Annotated in this window: 25 protein-coding genes; 6 read left to right on the top strand and 19 right to left on the bottom strand. The window is 47.5% G+C overall.

Annotated features, from left to right (window positions below):
• Positions 1 to 7: 7 nt before the first annotated feature.
• From DF182_RS27240 to DF182_RS27210, 7 genes are all read right to left on the bottom strand, one after another.
• Positions 8 to 2,338, bottom strand: a complete 2,331-nt coding sequence (locus DF182_RS27240) for a Gldg family protein (protein WP_113618914.1) — start codon at positions 2,336 to 2,338, stop codon at positions 8 to 10.
• 9 nt (positions 2,339 to 2,347) lie between these two features.
• Positions 2,348 to 3,274, bottom strand: coding sequence for an ABC transporter ATP-binding protein (locus DF182_RS27235; protein WP_211327223.1), 927 nt, complete (start codon positions 3,272 to 3,274; stop codon positions 2,348 to 2,350).
• Between the two features lie 40 nt (positions 3,275 to 3,314).
• Positions 3,315 to 4,082 (bottom strand): DUF4397 domain-containing protein, encoded by a 768-nt coding sequence (locus DF182_RS27230; protein WP_113618912.1) that lies wholly within the window; start codon positions 4,080 to 4,082, stop codon positions 3,315 to 3,317.
• Position 4,083: 1 nt separating this feature from the next.
• Positions 4,084 to 5,580, bottom strand: a complete 1,497-nt coding sequence (locus DF182_RS27225) for a RagB/SusD family nutrient uptake outer membrane protein (RefSeq protein WP_113618911.1) — start codon at positions 5,578 to 5,580, stop codon at positions 4,084 to 4,086.
• Positions 5,581 to 5,591: 11 nt separating this feature from the next.
• Positions 5,592 to 8,954 carry a SusC/RagA family TonB-linked outer membrane protein gene (locus DF182_RS27220; protein ID WP_113618910.1) on the bottom strand — a complete coding sequence of 1,121 codons (3,363 nt, stop codon included), beginning with the start codon at positions 8,952 to 8,954 and terminating at the stop codon, positions 5,592 to 5,594.
• 179 nt (positions 8,955 to 9,133) lie between these two features.
• Positions 9,134 to 10,297 carry a FecR family protein gene (locus tag DF182_RS27215; RefSeq protein WP_113618909.1) on the bottom strand — a complete coding sequence of 388 codons (1,164 nt, stop codon included), beginning with the start codon at positions 10,295 to 10,297 and terminating at the stop codon, positions 9,134 to 9,136.
• 53 nt (positions 10,298 to 10,350) lie between these two features.
• Positions 10,351 to 10,929 (bottom strand): RNA polymerase sigma factor, encoded by a 579-nt coding sequence (locus DF182_RS27210; protein WP_113618908.1) that lies wholly within the window; start codon positions 10,927 to 10,929, stop codon positions 10,351 to 10,353.
• A 195-nt stretch (positions 10,930 to 11,124) separates the two neighbouring features.
• Between DF182_RS27210 and DF182_RS27205 the strand changes: the two genes are divergently transcribed.
• A complete protein-coding gene (locus tag DF182_RS27205; protein WP_113618907.1) occupies positions 11,125 to 12,270 on the top strand; it encodes an alpha/beta fold hydrolase in 1,146 nt (381 codons plus the stop codon).
• Positions 12,271 to 12,456: 186 nt separating this feature from the next.
• Here the strand turns inward: DF182_RS27205 and DF182_RS27200 are convergent, their stop codons facing one another.
• From DF182_RS27200 to DF182_RS27165, 8 genes are all read right to left on the bottom strand, one after another.
• Positions 12,457 to 12,648 (bottom strand): class I lanthipeptide, encoded by a 192-nt coding sequence (locus DF182_RS27200; protein ID WP_113618906.1) that lies wholly within the window; start codon positions 12,646 to 12,648, stop codon positions 12,457 to 12,459.
• 27 nt (positions 12,649 to 12,675) lie between these two features.
• Positions 12,676 to 12,870, bottom strand: coding sequence for a class I lanthipeptide (locus DF182_RS27195; RefSeq protein WP_113618905.1), 195 nt, complete (start codon positions 12,868 to 12,870; stop codon positions 12,676 to 12,678).
• A 27-nt stretch (positions 12,871 to 12,897) separates the two neighbouring features.
• Complete coding sequence (locus DF182_RS27190) at positions 12,898 to 13,089, bottom strand: class I lanthipeptide (protein WP_113618904.1); 192 nt, start codon at positions 13,087 to 13,089, stop codon at positions 12,898 to 12,900.
• 24 nt (positions 13,090 to 13,113) lie between these two features.
• Entirely contained in the window at positions 13,114 to 13,317 is a 204-nt protein-coding gene (locus DF182_RS27185; RefSeq protein WP_113618903.1) for a class I lanthipeptide, read from the bottom strand.
• A 27-nt stretch (positions 13,318 to 13,344) separates the two neighbouring features.
• Positions 13,345 to 13,551 (bottom strand): class I lanthipeptide, encoded by a 207-nt coding sequence (locus DF182_RS27180; RefSeq protein WP_113618902.1) that lies wholly within the window; start codon positions 13,549 to 13,551, stop codon positions 13,345 to 13,347.
• Between the two features lie 3 nt (positions 13,552 to 13,554).
• Positions 13,555 to 13,764 carry a class I lanthipeptide gene (locus DF182_RS27175; RefSeq protein WP_113618901.1) on the bottom strand — a complete coding sequence of 70 codons (210 nt, stop codon included), beginning with the start codon at positions 13,762 to 13,764 and terminating at the stop codon, positions 13,555 to 13,557.
• 151 nt (positions 13,765 to 13,915) lie between these two features.
• Positions 13,916 to 14,107 carry a class I lanthipeptide gene (locus DF182_RS27170; protein ID WP_113618900.1) on the bottom strand — a complete coding sequence of 64 codons (192 nt, stop codon included), beginning with the start codon at positions 14,105 to 14,107 and terminating at the stop codon, positions 13,916 to 13,918.
• Positions 14,108 to 14,290: 183 nt separating this feature from the next.
• A complete protein-coding gene (locus tag DF182_RS27165) occupies positions 14,291 to 14,659 on the bottom strand; it encodes a winged helix-turn-helix transcriptional regulator (RefSeq protein WP_113618899.1) in 369 nt (122 codons plus the stop codon).
• 139 nt (positions 14,660 to 14,798) lie between these two features.
• On the opposite strand from DF182_RS27165, the gene DF182_RS27160 reads away from it, so the two are divergent.
• Both DF182_RS27160 and DF182_RS27155 read left to right on the top strand, forming a co-directional pair.
• Entirely contained in the window at positions 14,799 to 15,671 is an 873-nt protein-coding gene (locus tag DF182_RS27160) for an MBL fold metallo-hydrolase (protein ID WP_113618898.1), read from the top strand.
• 54 nt (positions 15,672 to 15,725) lie between these two features.
• Positions 15,726 to 17,279, top strand: coding sequence for a HEAT repeat domain-containing protein (locus tag DF182_RS27155; RefSeq protein WP_113618897.1), 1,554 nt, complete (start codon positions 15,726 to 15,728; stop codon positions 17,277 to 17,279).
• On the opposite strand, the gene DF182_RS27150 is transcribed toward DF182_RS27155, so the two are convergent.
• Positions 17,236 to 18,042, bottom strand: coding sequence for a sterol desaturase family protein (locus DF182_RS27150; RefSeq protein WP_113618896.1), 807 nt, complete (start codon positions 18,040 to 18,042; stop codon positions 17,236 to 17,238). The two genes, DF182_RS27155 and DF182_RS27150, sit on opposite strands and share 44 nt — an antisense overlap.
• A 101-nt stretch (positions 18,043 to 18,143) precedes the next feature.
• Positions 18,144 to 18,740: a Crp/Fnr family transcriptional regulator gene (locus DF182_RS27145; RefSeq protein WP_161964284.1), complete on the bottom strand. Its 597-nt coding sequence runs from the start codon at positions 18,738 to 18,740 to the stop codon at positions 18,144 to 18,146.
• A 114-nt stretch (positions 18,741 to 18,854) separates the two neighbouring features.
• On the opposite strand from DF182_RS27145, the gene DF182_RS27140 reads away from it, so the two are divergent.
• Positions 18,855 to 20,666, top strand: coding sequence for an amidohydrolase (locus DF182_RS27140; RefSeq protein WP_113618894.1), 1,812 nt, complete (start codon positions 18,855 to 18,857; stop codon positions 20,664 to 20,666).
• 252 nt (positions 20,667 to 20,918) lie between these two features.
• Positions 20,919 to 21,956: a methyltransferase gene (locus tag DF182_RS27135; protein ID WP_113618893.1), complete on the top strand. Its 1,038-nt coding sequence runs from the start codon at positions 20,919 to 20,921 to the stop codon at positions 21,954 to 21,956.
• A 1-nt stretch (position 21,957) separates the two neighbouring features.
• Here the strand turns inward: DF182_RS27135 and polX are convergent, their stop codons facing one another.
• Both polX and ligA read right to left on the bottom strand, forming a co-directional pair.
• Entirely contained in the window at positions 21,958 to 23,733 is a 1,776-nt protein-coding gene (gene polX / locus DF182_RS27130; protein WP_113618892.1) for a DNA polymerase/3'-5' exonuclease PolX, read from the bottom strand.
• On the bottom strand, positions 23,730 to 25,886 hold the full coding sequence (gene ligA, locus DF182_RS27125; RefSeq protein ID WP_113618891.1) for an NAD-dependent DNA ligase LigA: 2,157 nt from the start codon (positions 25,884 to 25,886) through the stop codon (positions 23,730 to 23,732). Before ligA ends, polX begins: the two co-directional genes overlap by 4 nt.
• Positions 25,887 to 26,008: 122 nt before the next feature.
• Here ligA and DF182_RS27120 point away from each other — a divergent pair, with 122 nt between their 5' ends.
• Positions 26,009 to 26,812, top strand: a complete 804-nt coding sequence (locus DF182_RS27120; protein WP_113619745.1) for an MlaE family ABC transporter permease — start codon at positions 26,009 to 26,011, stop codon at positions 26,810 to 26,812.
• Positions 26,813 to 26,818 lie beyond the last annotated feature (6 nt).

Genomic DNA, 26,818 nt, shown 5'->3' with positions numbered 1-26,818 from the left:
CCCGTTTTTATTGTCTTTTACGACGTAGCAGTAATATGGTTCCGGCCAGCAGCACGATAACAGGCAATACCCATACAAATATTATCTTCTCGATATTGGCTATGGTGCCGCTGATCGTCAGTTTAGTATCCCGTGCCTCCGGCCTTGGTGTGAAGATGGGGAAGGCTCCCTCATCCAGCCAGCTGTACAGGTCTATGCTCAGAAAACCTCCACCCTGGCGGGTGTTACTCATAAAATCGGCATCACCGCATACGACTATACGCTGTTGTTTGTTATTCACCTGACGGGTCAGCGATACGATGGTTGCATAAGAAGACTGTTTACTGTCGCCTTCCTGCGGATTAAGCACCGGCGGCACAGAATCGGTTACCAGCGTACCCACCTTCATCCATGCTTTTCCGGAGAAGGTAGTCAGGATAGTGGTAGGTTTGTAGTTGCTGCTATCTGTCACAGCGATGCCGGTCACGCCGGGCATCAGTACTCCCAGACTGTCTTCTCCTTCCTGCTGTAGCTGCCGGACGGCCTTGAGGACAGGGTCTTGTGACAGGTAGGTAGCAGCAGTTGTTAAATATGGTTTTACCATATGCGGCATCTCATCTTTGGACACCTCTATGAGGGTGCCATCCATGAGTTGCACGCCCAGCTGTTTCAGCAGCGGATTCAGCATCTGTTGTTTGCCTGGCTCGCCCAGGATCATCATATTACCGCCGTTCTGCAGGTAACGACTGATTCTTTCTGTAGCTACCGGACTCAGTTCCGTTTTAGGGTCTGCCAGCACCAATGAGGTAATACCAGCAGGTATTTCCCGGGTATCTGCATTCAGGGTGTCTGCATCAAAACCCAGATTGATCAACGACGTACGAATTCCTTTTGCAATAGCATGCAACATGTATTCGCGCTCCCCTTTTTTATGGATGCTACGTTGTAGATTACCTGTCAGGAAAATATTCTTAGGCAGCGAGGCCTGTATCAGGCGTTTGAAGGCAGGCGCCACCTGTTGCTCTTCGGGCCAGAATGTAGCATCATCAAAAGTGCGCAGGAAAGTGGTCTGTCCTTTGTATTTCAGCTGCATCACCAACCGGTAGCTTTCCGGCTGCAGGTTGACCATCCGGCGCACTTCTGCCGGTGCTTTAAAACCAGCGAACTTCACGTCATATCCTTCTGCCATCTGGGTGGCTATCTGCTGCAGGGTTTTACCCGGCCAGGTTTTATACAGCGAACTATCTGCATCATCGGCATCATAATAATACACGTAGTTGAATTTGATGTCCGGTTTGAAGCGCAGGTAAGGTTCCCACAGACTCCACAGATAATCGTTGCGATTTTCCGGCAGGCCACGTTGTACACCTGGTCCCAGCAGGTTGGTATACAGCGTGATCTCCAGCGGCTCGTCACCCAGCTCTTTTAATATCCGTTGTGTATTGGGATGCAGTGTATTTTTTTGGGTGGCGGTAGTATCCCAGTAGCCGATAAAGGCAGGACGGGAACTTACATAACCTATCAGTAGTACAGATACAGACACCAGCAGGTAGCGGGCCGTTGTTACAAACCACGGTTTGGATTCACGACCGGCCTTGAGTTTGATCAGGGTAAATGTTACAAACATATACATGATCATCACAAAATAAATCACATCCTTGGTGGTGATCAGTCCTCTCAGCATCTTGGTAGTACGTCCGGAAATGGAAAGGAAATAAGTCAGGTCCCGCACGATATCATACTTCTGCCACAAGCCACCGATGCGGCTCAGCGCAAAGATGATAATAAAACTGCCAATGGCTGATACGATCTGGTAATTGGTGAGACTGGACATAAACAGGCCGATAGCCGTATAGGTACATACCAGCAAATAGAAGCCCAGTGCGGCAGACAACAATATTCCGTAATCTGCATGGTATATATTAACAACACCCATGAGCATAAACACGCCTACAATGCTTAATAGCAGCAGGTTGTAGATCATGATAGCCACGTACTTTCCAAGTACAATCTCCCGGGTTTTGATGGGAGAAGAATATAACAACCGGATAGTACCATTGTTGATTTCTCTGCTGATCAAACCCATTGTCAGCAAGGGAACAAACAGATACAGGTTTTGCAGCACATTGGCAAAAATGCTGTCCTGCCCTAAAAAAACCCCTGAGGTCAGCGAGATACCAAAGTCCTTGAATTTAGGATTGTTCCTGATGGCTATATCCTGCCAGTTGGCGATATTGAGCATGGCGTAGGTATAATACACCCCACACTGCACCATAAATGCGATTGTTAAAAACCAGGCCACCGGTGAATAAAAGAGTGTCCGGAGCTCTGTTTTCGCAATCCTGAATATCATCTTCATGTATAAAAATTATTGGAGCGATTGAATAGATAATTGCTTGAAAATATCATCGAGCAAACCTTTGTCGAGACTGATTTCCCGGAGGCGCCATCCCTCCTGCACACTGGCGGCGATAATCCTTTCGGTGATTTCCTGGTCGCCTTCGAAATAAATGCGTACCTGGGTATCATTCAGGACTTCCACTTTCGACACGCCGCTGATCTTCTGCAGTTCAGAAGCTGCCGGCATATTTTCCATATGCGCCAGCACACTATGCGGTTGTACGTAGTTGTTGAAAGCATCCATGGTATCGGAGAAAATAACCCTTCCTCCTTCTATCATCACGATCTCCCGGCACAGCAGGTGTATTTCGGAGAGAATGTGGGACGACAGCAGCACGGTATGTTCCTGGGCTATTTCGCGGATCAGTTTACGCGCTTCTATCAGCTGGTTGGGATCGAGACCATTGGTGGGTTCATCCATCACCACCAGTTTGGGTTTATGGATGATAGCCTGTGCAATGCCTACACGCTGGCGGTAACCTCCTGACAGATTGCGTATCAGGCGGGTGCTGAAATGGGAGATGCCACAACGTTCTTTGGCTTCTTCCACAGCTTTGCGGATTTTACTTTTCTCCACAAGTCGCAGCTGTGCGCTGTATTGCAGGTATTCGTCCACGGTGAGGTCAGTATATACGGGCGGGTTCTGTGGCAGAAATCCGATCTCTCTTTTAGCCAGCTCCGGTTCTTTCCGGATGTCTTTACCATTCACATATACCTGGCCTTCGGTTTGATTCAGCACACCGCAGATGATATTCATGGTAGTGGACTTACCGGCGCCGTTGGAGCCCAACAGCCCGATTACGCCGGTATGGCCTATTTCCAGGTTAATATCGCGGACGGCCCAGGCACTGCTGTACCGGTGGGATAGCCGGTCGATTTTTAATATAGTGTTCATAATATGTTTTGAAAAAGTAGATGTTGATGCAAAGGCTTCTTTAATAGGAGAAGGCCATGATCGTTTGTTCCTGTCCGTTAGTACCTCCCGGCAGCCCTACCAGCGCCAGTGTCCAGTTTCTGAACACCCACTGATGTATGCCTCCCGGCAGCGGATAGTGGATACCGTTTGTTGTATAGCTGGTGATGAGCGTGTTGCTGGCGGCATCCCTGAATTCGAATACATAGTCTTCGAGGGCAGCGTTGACAGGATAGTTCCGGAAGCCCGTCACGCCTTTGTAGGGGAGGCTGCTGACTTCCGCATCACCGGTTTTATTTTTGATAACCACCTTTATCGGCGCACTGCCCAGAGAGAGGTTTACAAACCGTAATCCGGTGGTACTGTCACCTAAGGGATGGTAAGGCAGCACATCATTGGTGAACACGGTATCCGGTGTATTAACCGTACCCGTTAAAAACAATGTACGGGTAGCACCGATGGGGAGGTCTAGCGTCAGTTTGAACAGCGGCGTGCTTTTATCAGTGGTATCAGGATACTGATACAACCACAGTGGCTGGCTTCCACTGTAAGACCTGAAACGGTTGACCAGCGGGTTGAATGGTACCTTATAATCCAGTTGTACAGCCCGATAATAATCGAAAGGATTTCCACCTTTGAAGTTGGTCACCAGCGGACGGCTGTCGGGCACGGCGTTGATGATGGTCAGGGAGGCTGTACCGGGTGCCACTTTATCCTTAGCGCAGGCCATCAGCAGGCTGACCATCAGACATGGTATGAGGTAGCGCAGACATTTTTTATAGGAAAGCATATTAATATCCGAGATTTTGAGTGAGGAAATGGTTTACATTGATCTCAGCAGGAGGTATTGGATACAACAGCTGGAAATCACCGGCCCATGGCTGTTTCAGCGGAATAGCGGACAACACGTTATGTGCTTTGGCTGTTCGCTTGAGATCAAACCAGCGGTGTCCCCATTCTGCAAAAAACTCTGTCTGTCTTTCCTTGGCTACTGCTGCCAGCAGCTGATCCTGGTTTAAGGAAGATGGTAAAGCCGGCAGGCCCGCCCTGTTACGGATAATATTGAGATCACTGATGGCGCTGGATATACCGCCAGGACCACCGTTGGCAGCGGCTTCCGCCCGTATCAGGTACATTTCCGCCAGGCGTAGTGCTGTTTGATACTCTTTGAATGGCGCGCCGAAACTACTGTTAGCACTGCCTATTTTGTATTTGTTAGGATAATAACCCAGCGCAGGCGGTGGTGTATTAGGCGATGCTGCTGGTTGGGTGCTGTCTACCCAGGATACGAAACGTTTATCTCCTGTTTCAAAGGCTTTCAGCTGGATATCTGTCAGACAAATTGAGGGATAACCCGTGCGCAGCGGGTTAGGTACCAACTTAAAGCCTTCCGGCAGGGCATTGTTCAGCATAAAGACACCGGCTGGTTTCAGCTGCCAGAGGGCTTCCCGGCTGGTCGGCGCAAACACATTGTCCAGATTGGCTTCCAGCTGATACAGGTCTGTATGGTTGATAACCCCGGAGGCAGCATCAGCCGCATTGGCATAATCACGCTGATAAAGATAAACCCTTGCCAGCAGGGCGAGTGCGGCATAACGGTTAGGGCGTATTCTTTCGTTGCTACTGGTGGGATATGCTTCCGGCATGGTGGTAACAGCATCTTTGAGGTCCGCTACCAGCTGCTGATATATCTGCTGCTGCGGTGTCCTCGACATGATACGTGTTTTGTTAAAATCCGTGGTCAGCGCCAGTGGCACATCTCCGAAAAAGTTGGTCAGATAGAAGTAGGAAAAGGCACGTACAAATTTTGCCTCTCCTGTCAGCGCCTTGCGCACACTATCCTTGAGGTTGGGCGAGGTAGAGGCGGCAATACCTTCTATCACTGCATTGGCGGCATATATGGAAGTATAGGCTGAATTCCATATATTAAAAATGAAACCGTTGTTGTAGGCGGTGAGCTTATTGGTATTGGGAAGATACCAATTCTGATCACCGGCCCCCTGGTAATTATACATTTCATCGGAGGAAACCCCTCCAAGCAAGGTAGACAAGCCGGCAGCAAAGGAGTTCTGTACAATATCGGCTGGCTGGGCAGAGCTTTCGGCATTGATCATTCTGGTATAAATCCCCGCCATGGCGCCATTAGCCTGTTTTTCAGAACTAAACACCTGACCGGTGGAGATAGTATTGATAGGATCAGGAACAGATACCAGTTTTTTACAGGAAGAAAACACAACTGCCAGCAACAGGCAGCGGTAAGTATTGGTTATTATCTTTTGATACTGCATCACTGATCATTTTAAAAGTTAAGCATAAAGCCACCGGTGAGTGTTCTGGCAGACGGCAGTGCCAATGTTCCCTGTATTTCGGGGTCCATTCCTGCAAACCGGGTGATGGTGAAAACATTTTCTGTCTGGATATAAAAGCGACAGCCTTCCATACGGGCTCTTTTAATGAGCTTCTCCGGGAGGTCATAACTGATAGCCAGGCTTCTTAACCGGAGGTAGGAAGCATTGGAGAAGATGCCATCAGAGTAGGTGAACAGACCATCAGAAGAATTGGAAAAAGCCGGATACCGGGCATTATCACCTGGTTTAGACCAGTGATCACGAAGCGATTCCACGGGGAGGTTGTACTGGGAACCCGGAACGATGGCCGCTAAAGGATTTTCGCCCAGTTGTTTTTTGAAATCAAATAAAAGATCGAGCCGTAACCCTTTCCAGAAAAGCTGGGAGCCGAAGCCACCATAATATCTGGGTTGCTTGTCAATGGCTACATAACGGTCATCATTGTTGGTACCGGCCAGGTTGGTGGGCACTACATCCACCTTTCCATTCTTGTTGTGGTCTTCATAACTATATTTTCCGGTCTGAGGATCTACTCCCAGCAAATGCAGGTAATATCCGGTAGACAGTGACTGTCCCACTCTGTATTGTGTAGCATAAGGAGACAGTTCCAGGCCGGGATAAGACACCAATACGTTGCGGTTGGTGGATATATTAAAGTTCACTGACCAGGACAGATCTTTGCTGCGTATCAGCTGGGCACGCAAGGTACCCTCCCATCCGCTGTTTTCCACGACTGCATCCCAGTTGGCCACTACGTTGGGAAAGCCGGTGTATAGCGGGGTAGGCAGACTGGTAACCTGATCGCCTGTACGATTACGGTAGTGGGCTACTTCCAGGTTAATGCGGTCGTTCAGAAATCCCAGCGACAAGGCCCCTTCAAATTTTTTGTTGGCTTCCCAGTGATATTCCTGATTGATAGCATGAATGGGCACAAAAGGCTGTACGTTGTCGTATTTATTAAGTAGCTGGGCATTCAGCATAGAGGCCCATTGCGACAGATACTGGTAATCACCGATGGAACCATCACTACCAGTGATACCATAGCTGCTTCTGAGTTTAACAAAACTAAACCAGGAAGGCAGTATAGCCTTCATCCATGGTTCTTCCGAAGCCACCCATCCCAGCCCCACAGAACCGAAATTGCCGAACTGGCGGCCGGGAGCAAAGCGCGAAGAGCCATCTCTTCTGCCATTGAGATTGATCAGGTATTTATTGTCCCAATTATAGGAGATCCTTCCGAAAACGGCCGCATACTTGTAACGGCCGTATCCTTCCATCGTCTGTTGTATCGGAGCATTCGCCGGGCTTTTGATTAGATTATCATCCCCATAACCCAATGCGTAGGTCACAAGACCATTGGTAGTAGTGTTCTGAAGACTTCCACCCGCCTGCACCGTCAGCCCCCCTTTACCGATAAAACGGCTGTAAGCCAGCTGCGGCTCCACAATCCAGTTGGTATTTTTGGTACTGCCGAAACTAGCCAGACCAGATGGGTTCAGGATGGGGTTCAAGGATGCAATTGGTTGAAAGAAGTTATTGTTGCCGCTGACATAGGAATAACCACCGGTAGTGCTGAAAGTAAGTCCTTTGATGATCTCATATCTTACTTCCAGATTGGAGTTGAACTGGTTTTGCTGATTGACGTTGTTTCTGAGCAAATAAGCAAAGGGATGTTCACTCAGTGGTTGTTGTCCGGTACTCCAGTCGGTGAAATTGAGATTACCTTTGCTATCAAAAACTGATGGTGCATTAGGCGCCAGGGAAAACAGCGTGGAAGAGGCCTGTATAGCATCCACACCGGTATACCCAATGATGGTACCAATGCGCAGGCTAAACTTCTGGTCTTTACTTCTGTGCTGAAGGCCGGAAGATACGGATGCCGTCTGTGTAGCCCCACTGCTGGCCAGCATTTCCACCTGACGGGAGTAGTTGGCACTGACATAAAAATTATTCTGATTATCGCCACCAGACAGGCTGGCGGATACTGTGGTGAGTTTACCAGTGCCTAACACTTCCTTGCGCCAGTTGGTATTACGGGTGGTGTCCCACACGGTGAGATCCGGCGCATTGGCAGGTGTAGGAGTAATCCCATCATTCTTAAAGGCTTCGCGGCGCATCTGTAAATACTGTCTGGTATCCATCAGCGGCCAGCGACGGGGTACTGTAGTAATACCCTGTTTGGCATCGAGTGAAAAGGAGGTTTTGCCTGCCTTGCCTCTTTTGGTGGTGATGATGATGACACCATTGGCGCCACGGGAACCGTAGATGGCCGTAGCGTCAGCATCTTTCAGTACTTCAATGCTTTCTATATCTTTCGGACTGAGGCCAAATAAAGGGCTTTGTCCCTGTGTTGCAGAAAGACCACCCTGTACATATCCTGGAGACACGCCTGCCTGATAGGTATTTCCGGTGCTTACTCCCAGCACGGTGAGTGGCACGCCATCAACAATATATAAGGGATCTGACAGGAAATCCTTACCCAGGGAGTTTCTTCCCCTGATTTCCAGTTTAACGGGCGAGCCGGCATAACCACTGGTTTGTGTCACCAGCAGGCCGGGCACCTTCCCCTGCAGGGCGAGCAGGGGATTCATGACCGGTTGTTGTGCAATTTCAGTTCCGCTGACGCGGGTAATATTACCTGTGGCCAGGCGTTTGCTGGTTACGCCATAAGCCTGTACCACAGCCTGGTCCAGCTCACTGGTGGCCACTCTCATTTTAACATACATCGGCACCCCCACCAGTCCTGCCGGCAAAGTCACTTTTTCATAACCAATGCTGGAGAAGGTCAGCATCTCCTTGTCTTTGAGTTTTTTCAAAGTGAAGAAACCTTTCTCGTCTGTTTGAGTACCCTTGCCGGAACCGCTGGCAAAGACACTTACACCGGGCATGGGCATATTGGATTTTTCATCGTATACCACGCCGGTGATCTCCGTGGCCGGCGGCGTACTGTTAAAATCAGGCGGTGTGTCGGACTTACGGAAAACAACGATGGTGCTGCCTACAATGGTATAGTTGAGCGGCAGTTTGGCCAACAGTGTTTTCATAAAAGCGTCCAGTGGCTGTTTTTTGGCATTCACCGGAACAGAGATGTTCACATCTACATGTTCAGGATTAAACACCACGGCATAGTTGGTCTGTTTTTTTATCTCTGCAAAAACCTGTTGCAGGGATACCTTATTACTACTAAAAGTAATGGTCTGTGACCATCCTTTGAGTGGCAGGCCCATAGCAGCTATCAGGAGCAGCCATATCGTCTGCTTGACAGACCGCCGATGCTGCGGGACATTCCGCTGTTGATGACTCAATTCTGGCATAACATTTTTTGGTTGATTTGTAAATAATCAGGCAGATGATATTTCCGGCAAGACATAGCTCCGCCCTTAAGCCTGATGGCTTTTACCGTTAGAGACATACCGGCCCTTACCGTGCAGAGCCGGTATGTTCACATCATCACCTTTGTTGCTTTTTGATTTTAGTTTCTCTTATGGATACTTTATGGCATTACTATTAATTGCTTTCCTTCTATCCTGAAATGAACCCCCATTGTCTCCAGCACAATCAGTGCCTGCGGCAGGTTCAGATCCCGTTTGATTTCCCCGCTGAATATAATATCTGTGCTTCCTGGTTCATATATGACTGTTACATCGTACCATCTGGACATCTGCCGCAGCACCTCTTTCAGGTGGGCATGGTCAAACCGGAAGGAGCCGTTTTTCCAGGCGATGGCCATTTCCAGGTCAGGACTGTCTATGATGTCCATTCCCTGTGCGGTGATCTGCGCTTCCTGTCCGGGTTTCAGCACCGAAGCCTGTTGCCCGTGCACTACTTTCACACGCCCGTCCAGCAGGGTGGTACGGATATGTTGCTCATCCGTATAAGCGTTAACGTTAAACCGGGTACCCAGTACTTCCACAGTTGCCTTTCCATCCACATCTACCCGGAAAGGTTTTTTGGCATTGGCAGCCACTTCGAAATAGGCTTCCCCGCTGATCTTCACCTTACGTTCCTTGCCGGTGAAAGCGGTAGGGTAAGTAATGCCCGACGCAGCATTGAGCCATACGGCAGTTCCATCGGGTAGCTGTACCTTATATTGTCCGCCACGGGGCGTAGAAAGGGTATGGTATTCCACTACATCGGCATGGCCCTCATAGTCCAGTTTGCCGCTGTCATTATGTACGGTGATACCCTGTTGCTGAAGGATGCTGCCATGGGCGCTGTCCAGCACGATCTCCTGGCCGTTGGACAGCTTCAGTACTGCGCGGTTGGAGCCGGTAGTAACGGCCACGGCTATAGGTGGTATTACCTGTTTCCTTTCCCGCATCAGCAGCCTGGCAGTGCCGGCAACGGCCAGCAGTAACACCGCCGCTGCAGCATATCTTACCCAGGTCCTTCGTAAGAAGGGAATAGTTCGGACGCTCTCTGTTTCGTTTATAGATACCATCAGCCGGTTGAGTATGCGCTGGCTGGCATCGGCGGAGAGGGCTGGCTTCTCTTTCATAGATCCGTCATAAGCCTCCTGCAGCACCACTTCCAGCGCCTCATTGTTTTCTGACGGGTTTTCCCGCAGCCAGGCAAACAGGGCGGTGCTCTCCGTTTCGGAGATGACGCCGTCCAGGTATTTTTGCAACAGGTCTGAAGGAAATTTATTTGGTTCCATACTAATAAGACTAATGAGTAAAAGAAATGGGTGGATGCCTCGGAAAAAAAATTTTACTTCATGGCTATCAGTAGCATCAGCAGGGAAATACTGCCATGTTCCAGCAGATATTCCCGGATGGATTTCACTGCCAGTGACAGATGTTGTTTGAACGTATTACGGGAGATGTTCATCTGTGTGGCGGCCTCTTCATAACTCATCCCCTGCTGACGGCAAAGGATAAACGCTTCCCGCCGTTGCGGCGGGAGGTTGTCAATCGCTTTCCGCAGCAGTTCTTCATACTGTTTCTGCTCCACCGCATTCATCAGTGATTGTTCATGAATCCCCAGGGATACCCGGTGCATCACCTCATCCCGTATGGCATCGAACAGGGAAATCCTGTTCAGCTGGGTAAGGGCCGTATTACGGGCCAGGCGGTATAAATAAGCAGCAAGAGAGGACTTAATATCCAGCTGGGACCTGATTTCCCAGATCTTCAGGAAAACATCGTGCACCAGGTCTTCCGTCAGCAGCGGATTTTTGGTGAATTTCAGCAGGTAGGTATAAATACCTCCATGGTATTGTAAATAGATAGCAGTAAATGCCTCCTGGTCACCAAGGGCAAGTTGCGTCAGCAATTCCTGTTCATTCATTATGTTGCGAGATATCGTACGATCCACTCCCCTACACCGGAAGCAAGGGTAAATTTAATATTAATTGCCACAAAAAAAGAAGCTTTTCGCACCCGGCGGTACTTGAATTTGTCCATTATTATAAAATACCATAAGTTTATTACTCGTTACGTTTTTGCTTATTCTTCATTTAATCTTATCCAACTTTACGTCACAATGCAACCAAATCTCGCGCGTGCCACCATTGGCCTGACCAACAATTTGTACCATGTGAAAAACCTGCTTCTCCTTCTACTGCTTTTTGCCTTCCTGCCATACAGCTTCGGACAAAACAGTGATGTCCCCGATAAATATGCCGGCGGTAAAAAGGTGATCACGGAATTCAGTAAAATTCTCAACCCTAATGGCATCCAGGAAAACTTCGAAGCCAATATCGGCGGGGTGAAACAATGGGTATTTGTAAGAGGACAGGACAAAGACAATCCTATCATCCTGTTTGTTCACGGCGGCCCTGCCTCTCCTATGGCGCCTGTCACCTGGATCTGGCAACGCCCGGTGGAAGAGTATTTCACCATGGTCCAGTACGACCAGCGGGCTTCCGGCAAAACCTATCTCGCCAACGATACCACCACACTAGGCCCCACTATTCATATAGACACCTACGTTAATGATGCTATCGAACTGGCAGAACAGATCCGGAAAAAGTACAACAAAAAGAAACTGATCCTGATGGGACACAGCTGGGGCACAATCGTGTCTATGAGAGCTGTGCTGAAACGCCCGGACCTCTTTTATGCCTACGTTGGTGTAGGTCAGAACATCAACACGATGGACAATGAGCGTGTCAGCTTTGAGTTTGCCCTGAAGGAAGCCTCCCGCCTGAAAAATGAGGAAGCCCTCAGGGAACTGCAGTCCATCGCGCCCTACCCCGGCGATAAACCACTTACCCGGGAAAGGATCATCATAGCCCGCAAATGGCCTCAATACTATGGCGGACTGGCAGCCTACCGGCCAGAGCCACAGTATTTCTATAATGCGCCTTTCCTCTCACCTGATTATGACAAAAAAGATGTTGCCGCTATCGATCAGGGCAATATGTTCAGTCTGTCCCGTTTATTAGCGGAGTTTCTGGCCGTGGACCTTAAAAATGTCAAAACATTCCCGATCCCGGTACTCATGTTTATGGGACGGCACGACTACACGACACCATCCGAGCCTACCGACGCCTGGCTTAAACAGGTGAAAGCGCCTTATAAGAAAGGGATATGGTTTGAAAAGTCTTCTCACCTGATTCCTATTGAAGAGCCAGGCAAATTCCTGCTGACACTGGTGCAGGACGTACGCCCGCTGGCGCTCAAATAATACTTAATATCCCTTTACACTATATTTACCCGCATCGGGGCGCTTCCTATAGCGCCCCGATTTATTATAGGACTCCTTCCATATCCCGTAAAAATTTTCCATCGCTGCGCAGATGTGATTCGACAACAAAAAGCCGCATCATCCATTTGGATAATGCGGCTATGAAAAACCGTGCTATTGTAGTCATTACTGGCAATACCAGCAAGGCTCCTTCGGAGAAGGTTGTGTATTGCAGGTTTCGATGATGGTAGTACAGTTGGGCTGATTGGTGATGGGAACAAACCCACCGGCAAGCAGCTGTTGTTGTGTACCATTGAGTACTGCAATAGCAGCTTTATTGAAAGCCAGTTTTTTCTTAAGTGATATTTTTTTCTTCATAAAAAATTTTTTACGCTGAAACAGGTACTACATGCAACGCACACACTGCATTCCGGCGCGGGGAATGGTGGGGCAGGTCCTTTGCTGGCCGGTAGGACAATCGGTCAACCTTGTCAGCTCCAGTCCGCCCGCGATCAGCTGTTGTTGTCTGTCGTTCAGCTGAGCGACTGTTTGTTTGTTGAAGGATAGTTTTCTTTCTATGCTTACTTTTTTCTTTTTCATAAGAAGCGTTTTACCGATTATGAATGATCAGGGGCACAGCTGGCAGATGTGTCCACCTGGAGGAATAGTAGCACAGGAATCCAGACGGCTGGTGCAATTAGGCAGTAAGGTGATGATAGCACCGCCTGCTATCTGTTGTTGAGCTTCTGCATTCAGTGGAGCCACTGTTTGTTTGTTGAAAGACAGTTTTCTGCCGATGTTTATTTTTTTCTTTTTCATAACGAAAGTTTTAGAGACGATAAATTAAAATGCGCAGAATTGGCATAAGTGGCTTCCCACAGGGATGGTTGCACAGGTATCCAGAACGGTGGGACAGTTGATTCTGGAAGTAACGGTAGTAGTAGGAATACCGCCGGCAATCTGTTCCTGCTGGCTAGCATTCAAGGCCCCTACGGTGGATTTGCCGAGTGTCAGCTTTTTACTGAGGGATACTTGTTTCTTTTTCATGGTGATACCTTTAGTGTGTTAAGGAGCTTACAGGGTGTTGCAGAGCTCACAGGGTTTGGTGCGAACGGGTGCGGTAGCACAGGTTTCGCCCTGTGAATTGCAGGTAATAAGTTTGGTAACGGTAACAGTAGTTACTCCGCCAGCAATCATTTGTTGTTGGCTCACATTCAGCGCAGCTACGGTAGATTTACCGAGTACCAGTTTTTTGTGGAGGGATACGTTTTTCTTTTTCATATTTTATGCTTTTAGGCCATTACAGAGCTCACAAGGGCCGGTAGGCATCTGGGCAGTATCACAGGTAACCGCAAATGACTGGCAGTCGATTGGTCTGGTAATGATGAAGCCGGCACCGCCTGCAATCTGTTGCTGCTGTTGCATGTTGAGGTTAGCCACTGTCTCTTTGTTGAGCGTCAGTTTTCTTTCAAGGTTTGCTTTTCTCTTTTTCATAAAATAGGAATTGATTGGCCTGCTTCCGGCAATACAATGCCATTCGGGCAGGCCCGGGTGAAAGAATAAAGTATTTCCAGAACAAATCACACCTGATGGCGGCCATTTAGGCCGTCAGTGCAGGTTTGATACATAAGTTAAAAGGAAACTACTAGCAGAGAATACACTGGTCTTCCGTGTAGCGGAAAGTGTTACAGGAAGCGTAATTGGTTTCCTGACATGCAACCTGCCGGGTAATAGGCAGCAGACCACCAGCTATCATAGCCTGATGTTGTGCATTGAGGGCGGCAATTGTTGTTTTGTTGAAAGAAATTTTCTTTTGGACAGTTGTTTTTTTCTTCATAACAGGAGGATTTTACGGGTTTATTTCAGATTATATCTTGCTGGCGTTAGGCTAACGACTCCGTATCAATAGTGGAATAACTCACGCAGTTATTTCGAGATGCTGAAGATAACAAAATTGAATAGGAAAAAAAATTTTTTCTGCCAGTAGATAACCTGCGAGCATATACCCGTTCCTGTTAGGTCAAGCCATCCTTTGTTTGACCATTTCCAGCAGATGCAGTTTATCTGGTTTAACCTCCTTCATATATTCAAGGCCCCATTCATACAATGGTTCGAAGATGACACATAACTTACTGCCAGCCTCCGTTAGCATATACTCCACTCTGGGTGGCACTTCGGGATATACCTTTCTGCAGATAATACCATCCTGCTCCAACTCCCTTAACTGGCTGGTCAGCATTTTCTCCGTGAGGTTCTCACAGGTATTCCTCAGTTCACTATATCTTTTTGGTTGTCCATCAGACAACATACTGAGTATATATAACTTCCACTTGCCACTGATAGCTTTCACCGCAAATGTCAACGGACAATGTAATCTCGGATCTCTCATATTTTTTTAAAAAAATGTGTTTCAGCAGACGCCCGGCAATCCATAAAACCTACTAAAAAGTAAGTATGCCACTAAAAAGTAACCACTTACCGGCGACTATGTAAAGATATACCTTTGGCCCCGAAACTATCAGAAACATATGAAAAAAGCAGTATTATCATTGCTGACCGCAATGATCAGCATCTTCGCCCAATCCGCAACAGCGGCCACTGACAGCTCCATGACCATACAACTCATCAGGAGCGCCACCGTAAAAGTTACCGTCAACAACAAACGTATCCTCACAGACCCAATACTGGCCGATAAAGGAACAGAAGCACCTATCCCCTTTGCCAACGATAAAAAGAATCCGGGTATCGATCTGCCTTTCAGCAGAGACCGCGTGTTAAAAGAGGTGGATGCTGTCTTACTCACCCACTACCATCCGGACCACTTTGATGAAGCAGCTGAAAAAATGCTGCCTAAAAACATGCTGATATTCTGCCAGCCGGGAGATGATATCAAACTACAGGAAAAAGGATTTACCAACACCCGCGTAATCGACAGTAGCCTCACCTGGGAAGGTATCACTATCTCCAGATACCTCGCCAGTCACCATAAGGGCGCTGTTGGCGCTCCACCTTTCGGCATCTCTTCTTCCTATTATCTACAGACAGGCAAACAATCCGTGTTCTTCACCGGTGATGCCATCCTCGATGAGCTGTTAACCAATTCCCTGCTGCGCACCCAGCCACCAGTGATTGTGGCTAATACCGGCGAATGCCAGTTCACACGGGAAAATCCGGTACTGGCACCCGGCATCACCATGACACTAACCACCGGTGAACTGAAAACCATTACCACTCTACTCCCCTCCACTACCATCATCGCTGTACATATGGATGCCATCAATCACTGCAGCCTTAGCAAAACAGCACTGAGGAAATACATAACCGATGAAAAACTGAAAAGCCGCATCGTAGTGCCCAATGAAGGTGATGTTCTTCCATATAAGCAGGTAAACAGAAAATAATCAGGATTAGTGCAATTATCCATAAATTAGGGCTTCATCAAGTATGGCGCTGCAATGGACCTCTGGCAATATATCAGCATTTTAAGACAACCCGATAAAACCGGTATTTTCAGGAAAGACAATACAAATGAAAAACTGGAAGCACTGGAAAAGATCCGTGCAGAAGGTTATCCGGGCCTTATTTATTGTTTGATACCATTGCTAAAGAGCACCAGTCACCCAAATATCCGGGAAGCAATTTGTGATACCATCGTTCACTTGTTCCGGAAAATGAAGACCAGGGGCAGATTGTATGAGACAGTCAATCAATGTGAAATATCGACATCAGACATCGATTTTTATGAAGCAGCCTTTCAAAAAAATCAGCTGATAGTATTGCTGGCCATTAGTTCGTTGAATGGAGACGGGTACCTGCGGGAGAAGGCTGTTAAAAGACTCGCAGCTTTGCAAACTCCGGAAGCAATTCCCTTTCTTATATACCGGTTGGCGGACTGGGTACCACAGGTCCGCCAATCGGCTATTGAAGCGCTGACACCACTTACACGTCCGGATTTTATTGATGCCTTTGTAACGCATCTGCCGCTGCTACAGTGGCTACGGCAAGTACAAAGAACAGATCCGGGGCCTGTGGCAGAAGAGATCCGTGATTTTATTATCCATCGTAACAGAGCAATAGTATTACAACATTTCTCCCGTTATCCTGATAAAGCGCGTTTGATACTGGCACAACAACTTTCCGCCTCCTATGCCGGTGACAGCCGGGAGCTCAGTATTTTCATCCGCGATCAACTATACCTGATCAGATTACAAGCCCTGGAACATTTTGGAGATCTTTCAACAACAGCAATCGAAAAACTACTGACTGATAAGTCTCCAAAAGTACGGATACACACACTTTACAAGCTGCAAGGTGCAGCTAACTTCCACAATATTATACAGCGCTTTATTGCTGATGATGCCGCCAGCATCAGATCCTTTGCCCGATTTGTATTAAAGGAAAATGAGATCGATTATAAAACCATCTATTATAACAATCTGCAGGAAAACCGCCAGATAAGTGGTTCCATGGCTGGTTTGGCAGAAACAGGCGCAAAAGAACATGCAGCTGCTGTTGAACGTTTTTTACATCATCCCTTTCCGCATATCTGCTGCACTGCGTTTCTGGCTCTGACAAAACTGGATGAGCCGAAGGCCCGTTCATTTGCGATCAACCATATGGCCAATGAGATTCCAGGAATCAGGAATGTGACCATCGGGTATCTCTCCAGGGTGGCAGACAAAGCTGTGCTCGAAACCGCCAGACTGCATTTCAAAACCGGCAGCATCGAAATAAAAAAATCCATGCTGAAGCTGTTCAGTCAATCCGGTGGCTGGCCCACACTGGCCGACCTGATACTGGGCACGATAGATACACACGAAACTATCCGGCTACTAAGCACAACTTATCTTGCAACCTGGAAAAACAGGGCTATCACACTTTACACCAAACCCTCTCCGGAAGATATGGAGCGGGCAAGGATTATTCTTGGCCTTGCTCATGAACAGCATGAAAAAGAAACTTATTTCAGCACAAATCCCCTAACGGGACTTGACTTTTATCTCCGCTAAGATTAAATCTGCGGGCCTGTACCTTATCATATTCCTTTACATAATCAGGATGTTCAGTACCCATCAGCCGGTCCCATACCCGGAAATACAGGCCGTAGTTGCCTTTGAACTTACGGTGATGCAGATTGTGATGCACAGAAGTATTAATCACCTCAAACAACCAGCTATGCCGAAGCCAACGTGGCATCAGCTCATAACCCAGATGTCCGTATACATTGATGATAAAACCCGTAATCGTAAATAGCAGAATTGTCAGCGGATGCAGCGGCATGATACAGCTGATCAGCACCAATACGCCACCTTCTGCCACTGCTTCCAGAAAATGGAAGCTGTAAGAAGTCCAGGGAGAAGGATTGATACTTTGATGATGTACCAGATGTGTTAATTTGAATAATTTAGGATGATGCAATAAGCGATGCATCCAGTAGAAATAAGTATCATGCACTACCAAACTAAGAGCCAGACTTACGCCGATATACCATATCGGAAAGTCATGAATATCGCTATAGACGAGCGTATAATGCCGTAGCGGCGTATTGAGGATGGCCACTCCAATGACCGTAAACACCAGCGTACTTTGTGCGGAATGCAATATCTCCCGGATAAAGTCCTTTCGGGAAGCGTAACGCTGCTGTATCTTCTGTAGTTTTAGCCTGGTGGGGAACAGCAGGTAAAAGATCACGAAAGGTATTCCTGCCAGTAAAAAATACCTCAAAAGGGAAATGCTGAAAATACGGACAATGCCTTCTACTATCGTATTCATATGGTCTGATGCTTCATTTTGATTACTCAAAATTAGCAACAGCACGCACTTCGACAGGTTAACAAAGGATAAGAAACGACATTAACAAAAGATAATTTCATTTATTTTTTGCCCCTCTCCTGCAGCCTTTTTCTTATCCTGCTGAGAGACACAGGTGTAATGCCCATGATGGAGGCGAGGTATTTGTCGGGTACGCGGTTTACAATATCAGCACGGCTTTTGACTAGCTGCAGATAACGTTCTTCGGGCGACAGCAATACAAAGGCTTCGATGCTATCCAATGCTTCAGCAAGCATTCTCTTTAAAAAGTATATGCGTAAGGGTTCGAATTCCGGATGCACCTTTAACACCTCTTCGAGCCGGTCATAGTCTATCTCCAGTAAGGTGGTTTCTTCCAATGCCCTGTAATTGAAGCGTGCAGGCTGTTGGCGAATAATGGTATCATGAGAAGCAATAAACTGTCCTTCCCAGCGAAGAAACATGGTCGCTTCTTCCCCGCTTTCTTTTACCATATAGGCCCGCATGATGCCCTGCATCAGGTAGGCTAGTTTTTTAGCCGTATCACCCTCACGGATATACATTTCTCCGGCTTCCAGTTTGTGCTGCCTCGTAGCCACAAATAAAGGGCCCATATCCGCCGGTAGCACGCCATTAAGACTATTCAGCAGATTTTGCAGTGTATCAATTGAAAAGGACATTTCCACCATTTTATATGCCACATCAGCATCGGACATCAATAATAATAATTTCTTTTGTTTTTGCTGAACCTTTTCCTGCGGAGACTGTTTATCCTGCAAACAAAATAACCACACATGAAGAAAGTACTGTTGTTTCTACTCCTGCCTCTGGGAGCCCTGTTAGCATTTTTGGGATTTAAACGAGCTAAGGAGCCTCCTGCAGATTACATTATTAAAGGGATAGTCCGGACCATGGAGGAAGATGCACACCCTGTTGCCAAACCATCTGAGTGTGTAGTTATAACAGGTGATCAGATTTCCTTTGTGGGTAGCTTTCAGGATGCTAAAAACAATTATTACAAAGAAGGCACAACAGAGATCATTGATTGCACCAACAACCTGGTGATTCCCGGATTTATGGATGCCCATGCACATATAGGCATAGCATCTCTGACGGCGCCCCTAGCTGATTTAAGTGGTCCTCCATATGGTCATGTTACCTCTATTCCTATTCTTCGGGATAGCCTGGGGGCATATATCACCAGAAACTATCCCCCTCATTCCAACACCATGATCATAGGGAATAATTATGATGATTCCCAATTGGATGGCCACCAGCAACCTACAAAAGAGGACCTGGATAAAATTGATCCGAACCATCCCATTTATATTGTTCATGTAAGTGGCCATATGGGCGTAGCCAATTCAAAATTCCTGCAGCTCCTGAACTTCAACGATAATACACCGGATACAGCCAAAGGAGGTACCGTTGTAAAAAATAACGGTAAACTAACCGGTCTGCTGCTGGAAAATGCTCATCTGTATGCCCTCTCAGTAGCTCAGGGGCTCGCCACCCCTCCTGGTCTCACTCAGGAGCAACAATACCAGTCGGGGTTAGCCTTATTGAAGGAACAGGAAAAGCTATGGTTTAAATATGGCATTACCACTATGTGCGAAGGCAGGGCCAATCCTGAGTTGATAGCATTGATCAAGCGGGCCAACCAGGAAGACAAACTCCTCGGAGATTATATTGTGTTACCCGACTTCGACTCCAATCCAGACCTTAGTCAGTTTAAATCCAGTTACAACAAATATGACAAACATTTTAAAATCGGGGCCATTAAACTCACCTTCGATGGTTCACCACAAGGAAAAGATGCATTCCTGAGCAAACCATACGAAACCCCTATGATAGGACAGGATAGCACCTACCATGGCCACCCCATCTACAATTACCAGACTGCTCTGGCAAATGTCAGAAAAGTGGAGCAGGCAGGCATGCCAGTCCATATCCATATGAACGGAGATTCAGCCATTGATATGGCACTCAAGATCTTTGAAACTTTAAAAAAGGAGAAAAACGCCAAAGGGGAACCGCTGATCAAACAACAAACACCCAATGTACTCATTCATTGCCAGACAAGCCGTAAGGAACAGTTGAAGATGATGAAAAACCTGCAGCCATATGTCATCCCCAGCTTCTTTCCCACTCATGTGTACGTATGGGGCGACTGGTATGTACAAAATGTACTTGGCAACCCACGTGCCCAGTATATCAGCCCACTGAAAGATGCCGATGACCTGTCGCTGGATTTCACTATCCATACCGACGCTCCCATCACTCCTCCGGATCTTCTGGCCGGGGTATATGGAGCCGTAAATCGGCTGACACAGACGGGCAATCCTTTGGGCTTAGATCAGCGGATCAGCGCGTACAGGGCTTTGAGAGCCATTACAAAAGATGTAGCCCATCAATGGGGAGAACAAGCCACCAAAGGCAAGCTGGAAAAAGGTTATAAGGCAGATATCATTGTTCTCAATAATGATATCATCACTGTCGATCCCAAACTCATTAAAAAGACAATGGTGTTGTATACCTTCAAAGATGGTAAATGTGTATATGCGACGGCAGGAAGACTACCACCCCGCATTCCCGGTTACAAATGATTTTTAGCTATTAAAAAACACCGGTCGGCAATATGCTGACCGGTGTTTTTTATTTTATGCAAAGGTGCTGATTCTAAATATCTGTTACCCCAACATCATTTACGCGACGCAAAAAAGATGCAGCTGACTTTCCTACCTTAGGCAGTACCATAAGGCCATTTGACCTATTCCCGGAACAGTATTCCCGGACATTCGATCTATGCCCCTAACCCCACTGCAAACCGCGTTCTTTAACATTTAAAAATAACCATTATGCCATCTTTTGATTCCGGCCTGCACGCCACCCATGAACAAACCACCCGTATTCTGCAGCATATCACCAACCACTGGATATCCTGTTGTGTTTACGCTGCAGCGAGGTTTAATATTGCAGACATACTGGTGGCGGGACCTAAAGACCTGGAAAGCCTGGCCGCTGAAACCGGTACCCACGCGCCTTCTTTGTACCGTTTACTACGACTGCTGGCAGCCAACGAAATCTTTGAAGAAGTTTCTCCGCGTGTATTTGCCAATACGCCCATGGCCACCGCACTGATAGGTAACGCTCACGGCAGTATGAAAGCTTTTGTACTGGTACAGCTGGGTGAAATCTACAACCCATGGGGTGAGGTAGTAGAAAGTGTGAGAACAGGGAAAACTGCTTTTGATGAACATTACCGCGCTAATTTATGGAGTTACTATAAAGCACATGAAGATAAAGGGTTGAACTTCATGAAGGGCATGACCAACCTGACCCAGTTTGCTGATACAGCCATCCTGGAACAATACGACTTCTCCCCTTTTAAAACCATTACAGACATAGGCGGCGGCAACGGCGCCCTGCTCTCCGCCATCCTGAAAAAAACACCCAATACCTCCGGCATCATATTCGATGAACCCTATGTAATCACACAAACAGCTGCCCTCATAGCAGCAGATACAGCCATCAAAAACCGCTGCACCACCATCGGCGGTAATTTCTTTGAACAGGTACCTGCAGGCACAGACGCCTACATAATGAAATTGATCCTCCACGACTGGACCGATGAAGACGCTATCAAAATACTGAGCGTTTGCAGCCGTGCCATGCGGAAAGACAGTAAGATCCTGGTGATAGACGGTGTAGTGCCCGAAGGCAATACACACCATGGCTCCAAACTTGCGGACATGAACATGCTGGTAACTACAGGCGGAAGAGAAAGGTCAGCTGCAGAATTCGATGAACTCTTCCGTCGCTCAGACCTCCGGCTGACAAGAGTAGTGGACCTTTCCATTACGGAAGTAAGTATTGTGGAAGGAGAAAAGTTGTAGCTTAATGCTTCCGTTTTGTTTTAATTTTTTTATTGCGGAGCGCTGTTACCTCCCGCCAGGAGATGGTATTGAGGACATCCTCTTTTTTACACCACCCTCTCCTGGCAATCGTTACGCCCAGCTGCATCAGATCGAAATGCATCTTGGCATGCGCATCGGTATCGATCACCAGCTGCACACCTTTATCTATGGCCATTTTCACGAGATCGTCCTGCAGGTCCATTCTGCCAGGTTGCGCATTGATCTCCAGCGCAGTGCCCGTGGCGGCCGCCTTGTCTATCAGCTGGCGCCAGTTGACCGGATAAGCATCCCTTGTGCCTACCAGCCTGCCACCAGGATGCCCGATACAGTTGACAGCAGGATGTTCACAAGCCTTCAGCAACCGCTGGGTATTATCCTGTGCCAAACCACTATGAATAGAAGCTACCACCCAATCGAATTTTTCGAGCAGATCATCCGGTAAGTCCAGCTGACCATCCGCCAGTATATCCACTTCCACGCCTTTTTTGATAAAGTCACGTCCTATTTTTTTGTTCACCTGGTCTATCTCTCTGAACTGTCGTATAAAATCATCCGGTTCCAAACCATGTGATATCCGTTCACTGGGAGAATGGTCTGTTACTACCAGATATTCGTACTGCGGAAACGTTTTCATCACATAACGGGCCAGTGCTTCTATTTCTTCTTCACCATCGCTCCATTTGCTGTGCAGGTGCATATCTCCTTTGATATCTTTTAGTGTCACCAGGACAGGTAATTTGTTTTTGGCTGCCAGGTCTATTTCCCCTTTATCCTCCCGCAGCTCCGGAGGAATGAACTGCAGCCCTATATACCGGTACATTTCCTCTTCTGTTTTTCCAGCCAGGTATTTATCTGTCTTCAGGTCAAAGAGGCCGTATTCATTCAGCTTCCAGCCCTTCTCTCTGGCAATGATGCGCAGGCGGACGTTGTGTTCCTTTGAACCGGTGAAGTACAACAGCGCCGCGCCATAGGCATTTTCTGTCACGATACGGACATCCACCTGGGTCTGGTTTTGCAGCAACAGGCTGACCTTAGTATCTCCTCCTGCCAGTATACGAACGATACCTGGCAGCTTTTGTATTTTATCCGCCAGCTTTTTCTGGTCTTTTAAAGTGGCCATTACAATGATATCAATGTCTCCCACCGTTTCCCTACCACGCCTCACACTGCCCGCCAGCTCGGCTTTACGGACTTCAGGGAACTGCCGTATGGCCTGCAGGATTTTATTCCCTGCCAGTAGCGCATCCCATAACAACAGGCGGGACTGGGCTTCTTCAAAAAGATGCAGCCCGCGTTTTATGTTTTCAATTTTTTTGTTGCCGAAGCCTTTAATGCCTTCCAGCCGTCCTTCGTCAATAGCCTTTAACAACTCAGCCCGGGTGTTGATGCCCAGTTGCTCATGTAATACTTTCACCAATGCCGGCCCAAATCCGGTAATATCCATCATATCCAGCAGCTCTTCCGGGATTTGTTGCTTCAGCTCTTCATATTTTTTTACTTTACCTGTTTTCAGGTATTCGATGATTTTTTCTGCAATACTGGAGCCTATCCCATTTAATTGGTCCAATGCTTTTTTATCTTCTGCATAGGCGGAGATATCCGCCTGCAGGTTGTTGACGGTACGGGCCGCGATTTCATAAGCGATGGCACGAAAACGTTCTTGGTTGCCGAGGTATTTGTAACCGGAAGCCATATGATGCAGTAGACGGGCTACCGTAGCATTTTGTTTGATGGTATTTTCAGTAGTCTGGATCATGGCAAACGTATTTTAATTTTTCGGGAACCTGATAAACGACGTGCTGGTGGTTTAACCATCTTCAGAAAATCTTTTTCCTGCAATAACCTGATGGCTTTGTTTTCACTGGCTTTGGTGAGTTTGCTGCCGGCATGCTCTCCTACCACCAGATAATTGAGTGCATGTGATACGCTGCTGAGCACCTGTCCACCATGTTGTTCCACCATTTCGGCAGCCTCACCGCGGGTGAGCCCGGCGAGTGTACCAGTGAAGAGGAATGTTTTTCCTTTCAGGGTATCATCTGCTTTCGCACGATGTCCGGCAGCATGCATATTTACGCCCAAACGTTCCAGCTTCTTCAGCGATCTTATATTTTCCTTGTCTGCAAAAAAGTGGCTGATACTCTCGGCCACCTTCGGGCCTATTCCTTCTCCTCTCAGGTCTGCCGGCTTTTTCCGGGCCAGGTCCGGCAGATAGCCTACCTTTTTTGCCAATACCTTCGCCGTGGTAAGACCTACATAATGAATGCCCAACCCGAAGATGAGACGCTGTAGAGGCTGATGTCTGGCCCGCTCTATCATGCCTATTAAATTGGACGCTGATCTTTTACCCCATCTTTCCAAAGCAGCTACCTTGCGCTCATTCAGCTCAAAGATGGAAGGGATGTCTTTTATCAGCTTTTGCTCATAGAACTCCCGGACATGGCTTTCTCCCATGCCTGTAATGTCCATCGCATCCTTACTCGCAAAATGAACGATCCGTTCCAGCACCTGGGCCTGGCAGTTGATATTCACACAATACCATATCTGTTCGCCGAAGGGCTTTTCCAGCGCATGCCCGCAAACAGGGCACTTTGAAGGAAAGCGTATATTCGTCTCCGTTCCCTTCCTCATTTCCGTTACCGGTTTAACAATATAAGGAATCACATCACCTGCCCGTTCCACTAAAACGGTATCGCCTACACGAATATCCTTGTCCTTTATCAACTTCTCATTAAAAAGAGAAACAGAAGAAACCGTTACACCGCCAATCGCTACCGGGTCTATTTTAGCCACCGGCGTAATAGCGCCCATGCGACCCACAGAAAATATAACCTTCCGTAGTTTGCTATTGGCCTGTCTGGGCTTAAATTTATAAGCAACGGCCCAGCGCGGGTGGTGGCTGGTCATGCCCAACAATCGCTGTTCAGTGGCATCATTAACTTTGATGACCAGACCGTCTATCTCATATGGCAGCGAATCCCTTTTCTTTTCAAACGACTGGCAATAACGAACAGCCTCCCGGATGGAAGTGACGACCTTCTTCTGTGCAGCGGGTGTACCAAATCCCAGTTTAGCCAGCAGGTCCAGCGTGCCGGCCTGTGTTTTAAGGGCAGCCGGCGCGGGACGCCCTTTCTTCATCGTATAATAACTGACATGATATAATACCGCTTCTAGCTTTCTTTGTGCGGCGGCCTCCGGATGAATCATGCGTAAAGTGCCGGCAGCAGCATTCCGCGGGTTGGCCATAGGCGGCAACTGATGTGCGATACGTTCCTGATTAAAGGATGCGAAACTTTTTTTACTCATCAATACTTCTCCCCTGATCTCTATGGTAGCAATCCCCAAAGCAGCAAAGGGCGCAGATGCAGGGATGGAAGCGATGTTCCGGATGTTGCCGGTAATATCTTCTCCGGCGGCACCATCTCCTCGTGTAGCTCCGCGGAGCAGTCTGTCGTTTTCGTATATCAGGGAAATGCCTGTTCCATCAAATTTGGGCTCCAGGCAATAAGCAGACTCATGATGTGTGACCTGCCTGGTTTTAGTAATCCAGTCTCCGAGGTTTTGTGTGTTATAGGTATTTTCCAGACTTAACATCGGCACTTTGTGCTTAACCGCAGAGAGCGCAGAACCTAAGCCTTCGGCCACTTTCTTCACGGGTGACCCTGACTTTGCCAGCGCAGGATGTTCCTTTTCCAGCTGCCTGAGCCAGGCAAACAATCCATCATATTCATAGTCACTTAAAACAGGATCGCTCTTTATATAATAACGCCAATCGTGATACGGAATAACGCGGTACAATGCATCCATAGTGCTCTTTGTATCCTTTAATAGCCGCCCTTTTTTGTAATGTGCCAGAAGGCTTTCCGACAACGATTGTAACGCAGCAGCCTGTTTACTGTTATACTGCTTCATACACTTCTTTTAACATTGATGAAGACCAGCCACCATTCTGTAGAAAGGGCCACAAGATACATGCCGTTGGTATGTCAGGTTCTGCCGCGGAACTTTCCTTCTATACTTACTGTTATCATTGTATGAAATCCGCTCAACCCAAATACACCTTTTACAATAAGCCGCTCACTATTTTCATTACCGACATATACAATGTATGCCGGTTTATCCTTCGTTTTTTTGCAGAGGTGTTCCGGCCTCCCTATGAATTCAGGGAAACGATCAGACAGTGTTACAATGTTGGCTATAAATCGCTGGCACTGGTGTCATTGACCGGATTTATCACCGGTGTAGTATTCACTAAACAATCACGGCCTTCGCTGGCAGAGTTTGGCGCCACTTCATGGCTACCGGGCCTTATTGCCATTGCAATCATAAGAGCGCTGGCGCCGCTGATCACCTCTCTCATCGTAGCAGGCAAGGTGGGTTCCAACATAGGGGCTGAACTGGGCTCCATGAAGGTAACGGAGCAGATTGAAGCCATGGAAGTATCTGCTACCAACCCGTTTAAATTTCTGGTGGTGAGCAGAGTGGTAGCCACTACCATCATGACCCCTATGCTGGTAAGTTATATGGCCTTTGTAGGATTGCTGGGGGCCTATCTCAATGTGCATCAGCACGAGAATACCAGCTTTGCTGCCTTTTTCCAGCACGGCTTTTCAAGCATATCCTTTCTGGATGTTTTTTCTTCACTTTTTAAATCGGTGGTTTATGGTTTTACAGTTGGTATCACCGGCTGCTACCAGGGATTTACTGTAGAAAAAGGCACACAGGGCGTAGGTAAAGCGGCCAATACTGCTGTGGTTATTTCCATGTTCATGATTTTTATTGAAGAGATGATCATTGTACAGGTCGTCAATCAAATCAGACCTGCTTATGTCCATTAAACCAAT

This window comes from Chitinophaga flava, assembly GCF_003308995.1.
GTDB classification, from domain to species: domain Bacteria; phylum Bacteroidota; class Bacteroidia; order Chitinophagales; family Chitinophagaceae; genus Chitinophaga; species Chitinophaga flava.
Note: the sequence above shows the minus strand (reverse complement) of the source record. Positions and strands in the feature narration are given on the sequence as shown.

Coding starts and splice junctions, on each gene's coding strand:
- DF182_RS27240 (WP_113618914.1), bottom strand. CDS start 2,338: ATGAAGATGATATTCAGGATTGCGAAAACAGAGCTCCGGACACTCTTT.
- DF182_RS27235 (WP_211327223.1), bottom strand. CDS start 3,274: ATGAACACTATATTAAAAATCGACCGGCTATCCCACCGGTACAGCAGT.
- DF182_RS27230 (WP_113618912.1), bottom strand. CDS start 4,082: ATGCTTTCCTATAAAAAATGTCTGCGCTACCTCATACCATGTCTGATG.
- DF182_RS27225 (WP_113618911.1), bottom strand. CDS start 5,580: ATGCAGTATCAAAAGATAATAACCAATACTTACCGCTGCCTGTTGCTG.
- DF182_RS27220 (WP_113618910.1), bottom strand. CDS start 8,954: ATGCCAGAATTGAGTCATCAACAGCGGAATGTCCCGCAGCATCGGCGG.
- DF182_RS27215 (WP_113618909.1), bottom strand. CDS start 10,297: ATGGAACCAAATAAATTTCCTTCAGACCTGTTGCAAAAATACCTGGAC.
- DF182_RS27210 (WP_113618908.1), bottom strand. CDS start 10,929: ATGAATGAACAGGAATTGCTGACGCAACTTGCCCTTGGTGACCAGGAG.
- DF182_RS27205 (WP_113618907.1), top strand. CDS start 11,125: ATGCAACCAAATCTCGCGCGTGCCACCATTGGCCTGACCAACAATTTG.
- DF182_RS27200 (WP_113618906.1), bottom strand. CDS start 12,648: ATGAAGAAAAAAATATCACTTAAGAAAAAACTGGCTTTCAATAAAGCT.
- DF182_RS27195 (WP_113618905.1), bottom strand. CDS start 12,870: ATGAAAAAGAAAAAAGTAAGCATAGAAAGAAAACTATCCTTCAACAAA.
- DF182_RS27190 (WP_113618904.1), bottom strand. CDS start 13,089: ATGAAAAAGAAAAAAATAAACATCGGCAGAAAACTGTCTTTCAACAAA.
- DF182_RS27185 (WP_113618903.1), bottom strand. CDS start 13,317: ATGAAAAAGAAACAAGTATCCCTCAGTAAAAAGCTGACACTCGGCAAA.
- DF182_RS27180 (WP_113618902.1), bottom strand. CDS start 13,551: ATGAAAAAGAAAAACGTATCCCTCCACAAAAAACTGGTACTCGGTAAA.
- DF182_RS27175 (WP_113618901.1), bottom strand. CDS start 13,764: ATGAAAAAGAGAAAAGCAAACCTTGAAAGAAAACTGACGCTCAACAAA.
- DF182_RS27170 (WP_113618900.1), bottom strand. CDS start 14,107: ATGAAGAAAAAAACAACTGTCCAAAAGAAAATTTCTTTCAACAAAACA.
- DF182_RS27165 (WP_113618899.1), bottom strand. CDS start 14,659: ATGAGAGATCCGAGATTACATTGTCCGTTGACATTTGCGGTGAAAGCT.
- DF182_RS27160 (WP_113618898.1), top strand. CDS start 14,799: ATGAAAAAAGCAGTATTATCATTGCTGACCGCAATGATCAGCATCTTC.
- DF182_RS27155 (WP_113618897.1), top strand. CDS start 15,726: ATGGACCTCTGGCAATATATCAGCATTTTAAGACAACCCGATAAAACC.
- DF182_RS27150 (WP_113618896.1), bottom strand. CDS start 18,042: ATGAATACGATAGTAGAAGGCATTGTCCGTATTTTCAGCATTTCCCTT.
- DF182_RS27145 (WP_161964284.1), bottom strand. CDS start 18,740: ATGTCCTTTTCAATTGATACACTGCAAAATCTGCTGAATAGTCTTAAT.
- DF182_RS27140 (WP_113618894.1), top strand. CDS start 18,855: ATGAAGAAAGTACTGTTGTTTCTACTCCTGCCTCTGGGAGCCCTGTTA.
- DF182_RS27135 (WP_113618893.1), top strand. CDS start 20,919: ATGCCATCTTTTGATTCCGGCCTGCACGCCACCCATGAACAAACCACC.
- polX (WP_113618892.1), bottom strand. CDS start 23,733: ATGATCCAGACTACTGAAAATACCATCAAACAAAATGCTACGGTAGCC.
- ligA (WP_113618891.1), bottom strand. CDS start 25,886: ATGAAGCAGTATAACAGTAAACAGGCTGCTGCGTTACAATCGTTGTCG.
- DF182_RS27120 (WP_113619745.1), top strand. CDS start 26,009: ATGAAATCCGCTCAACCCAAATACACCTTTTACAATAAGCCGCTCACT.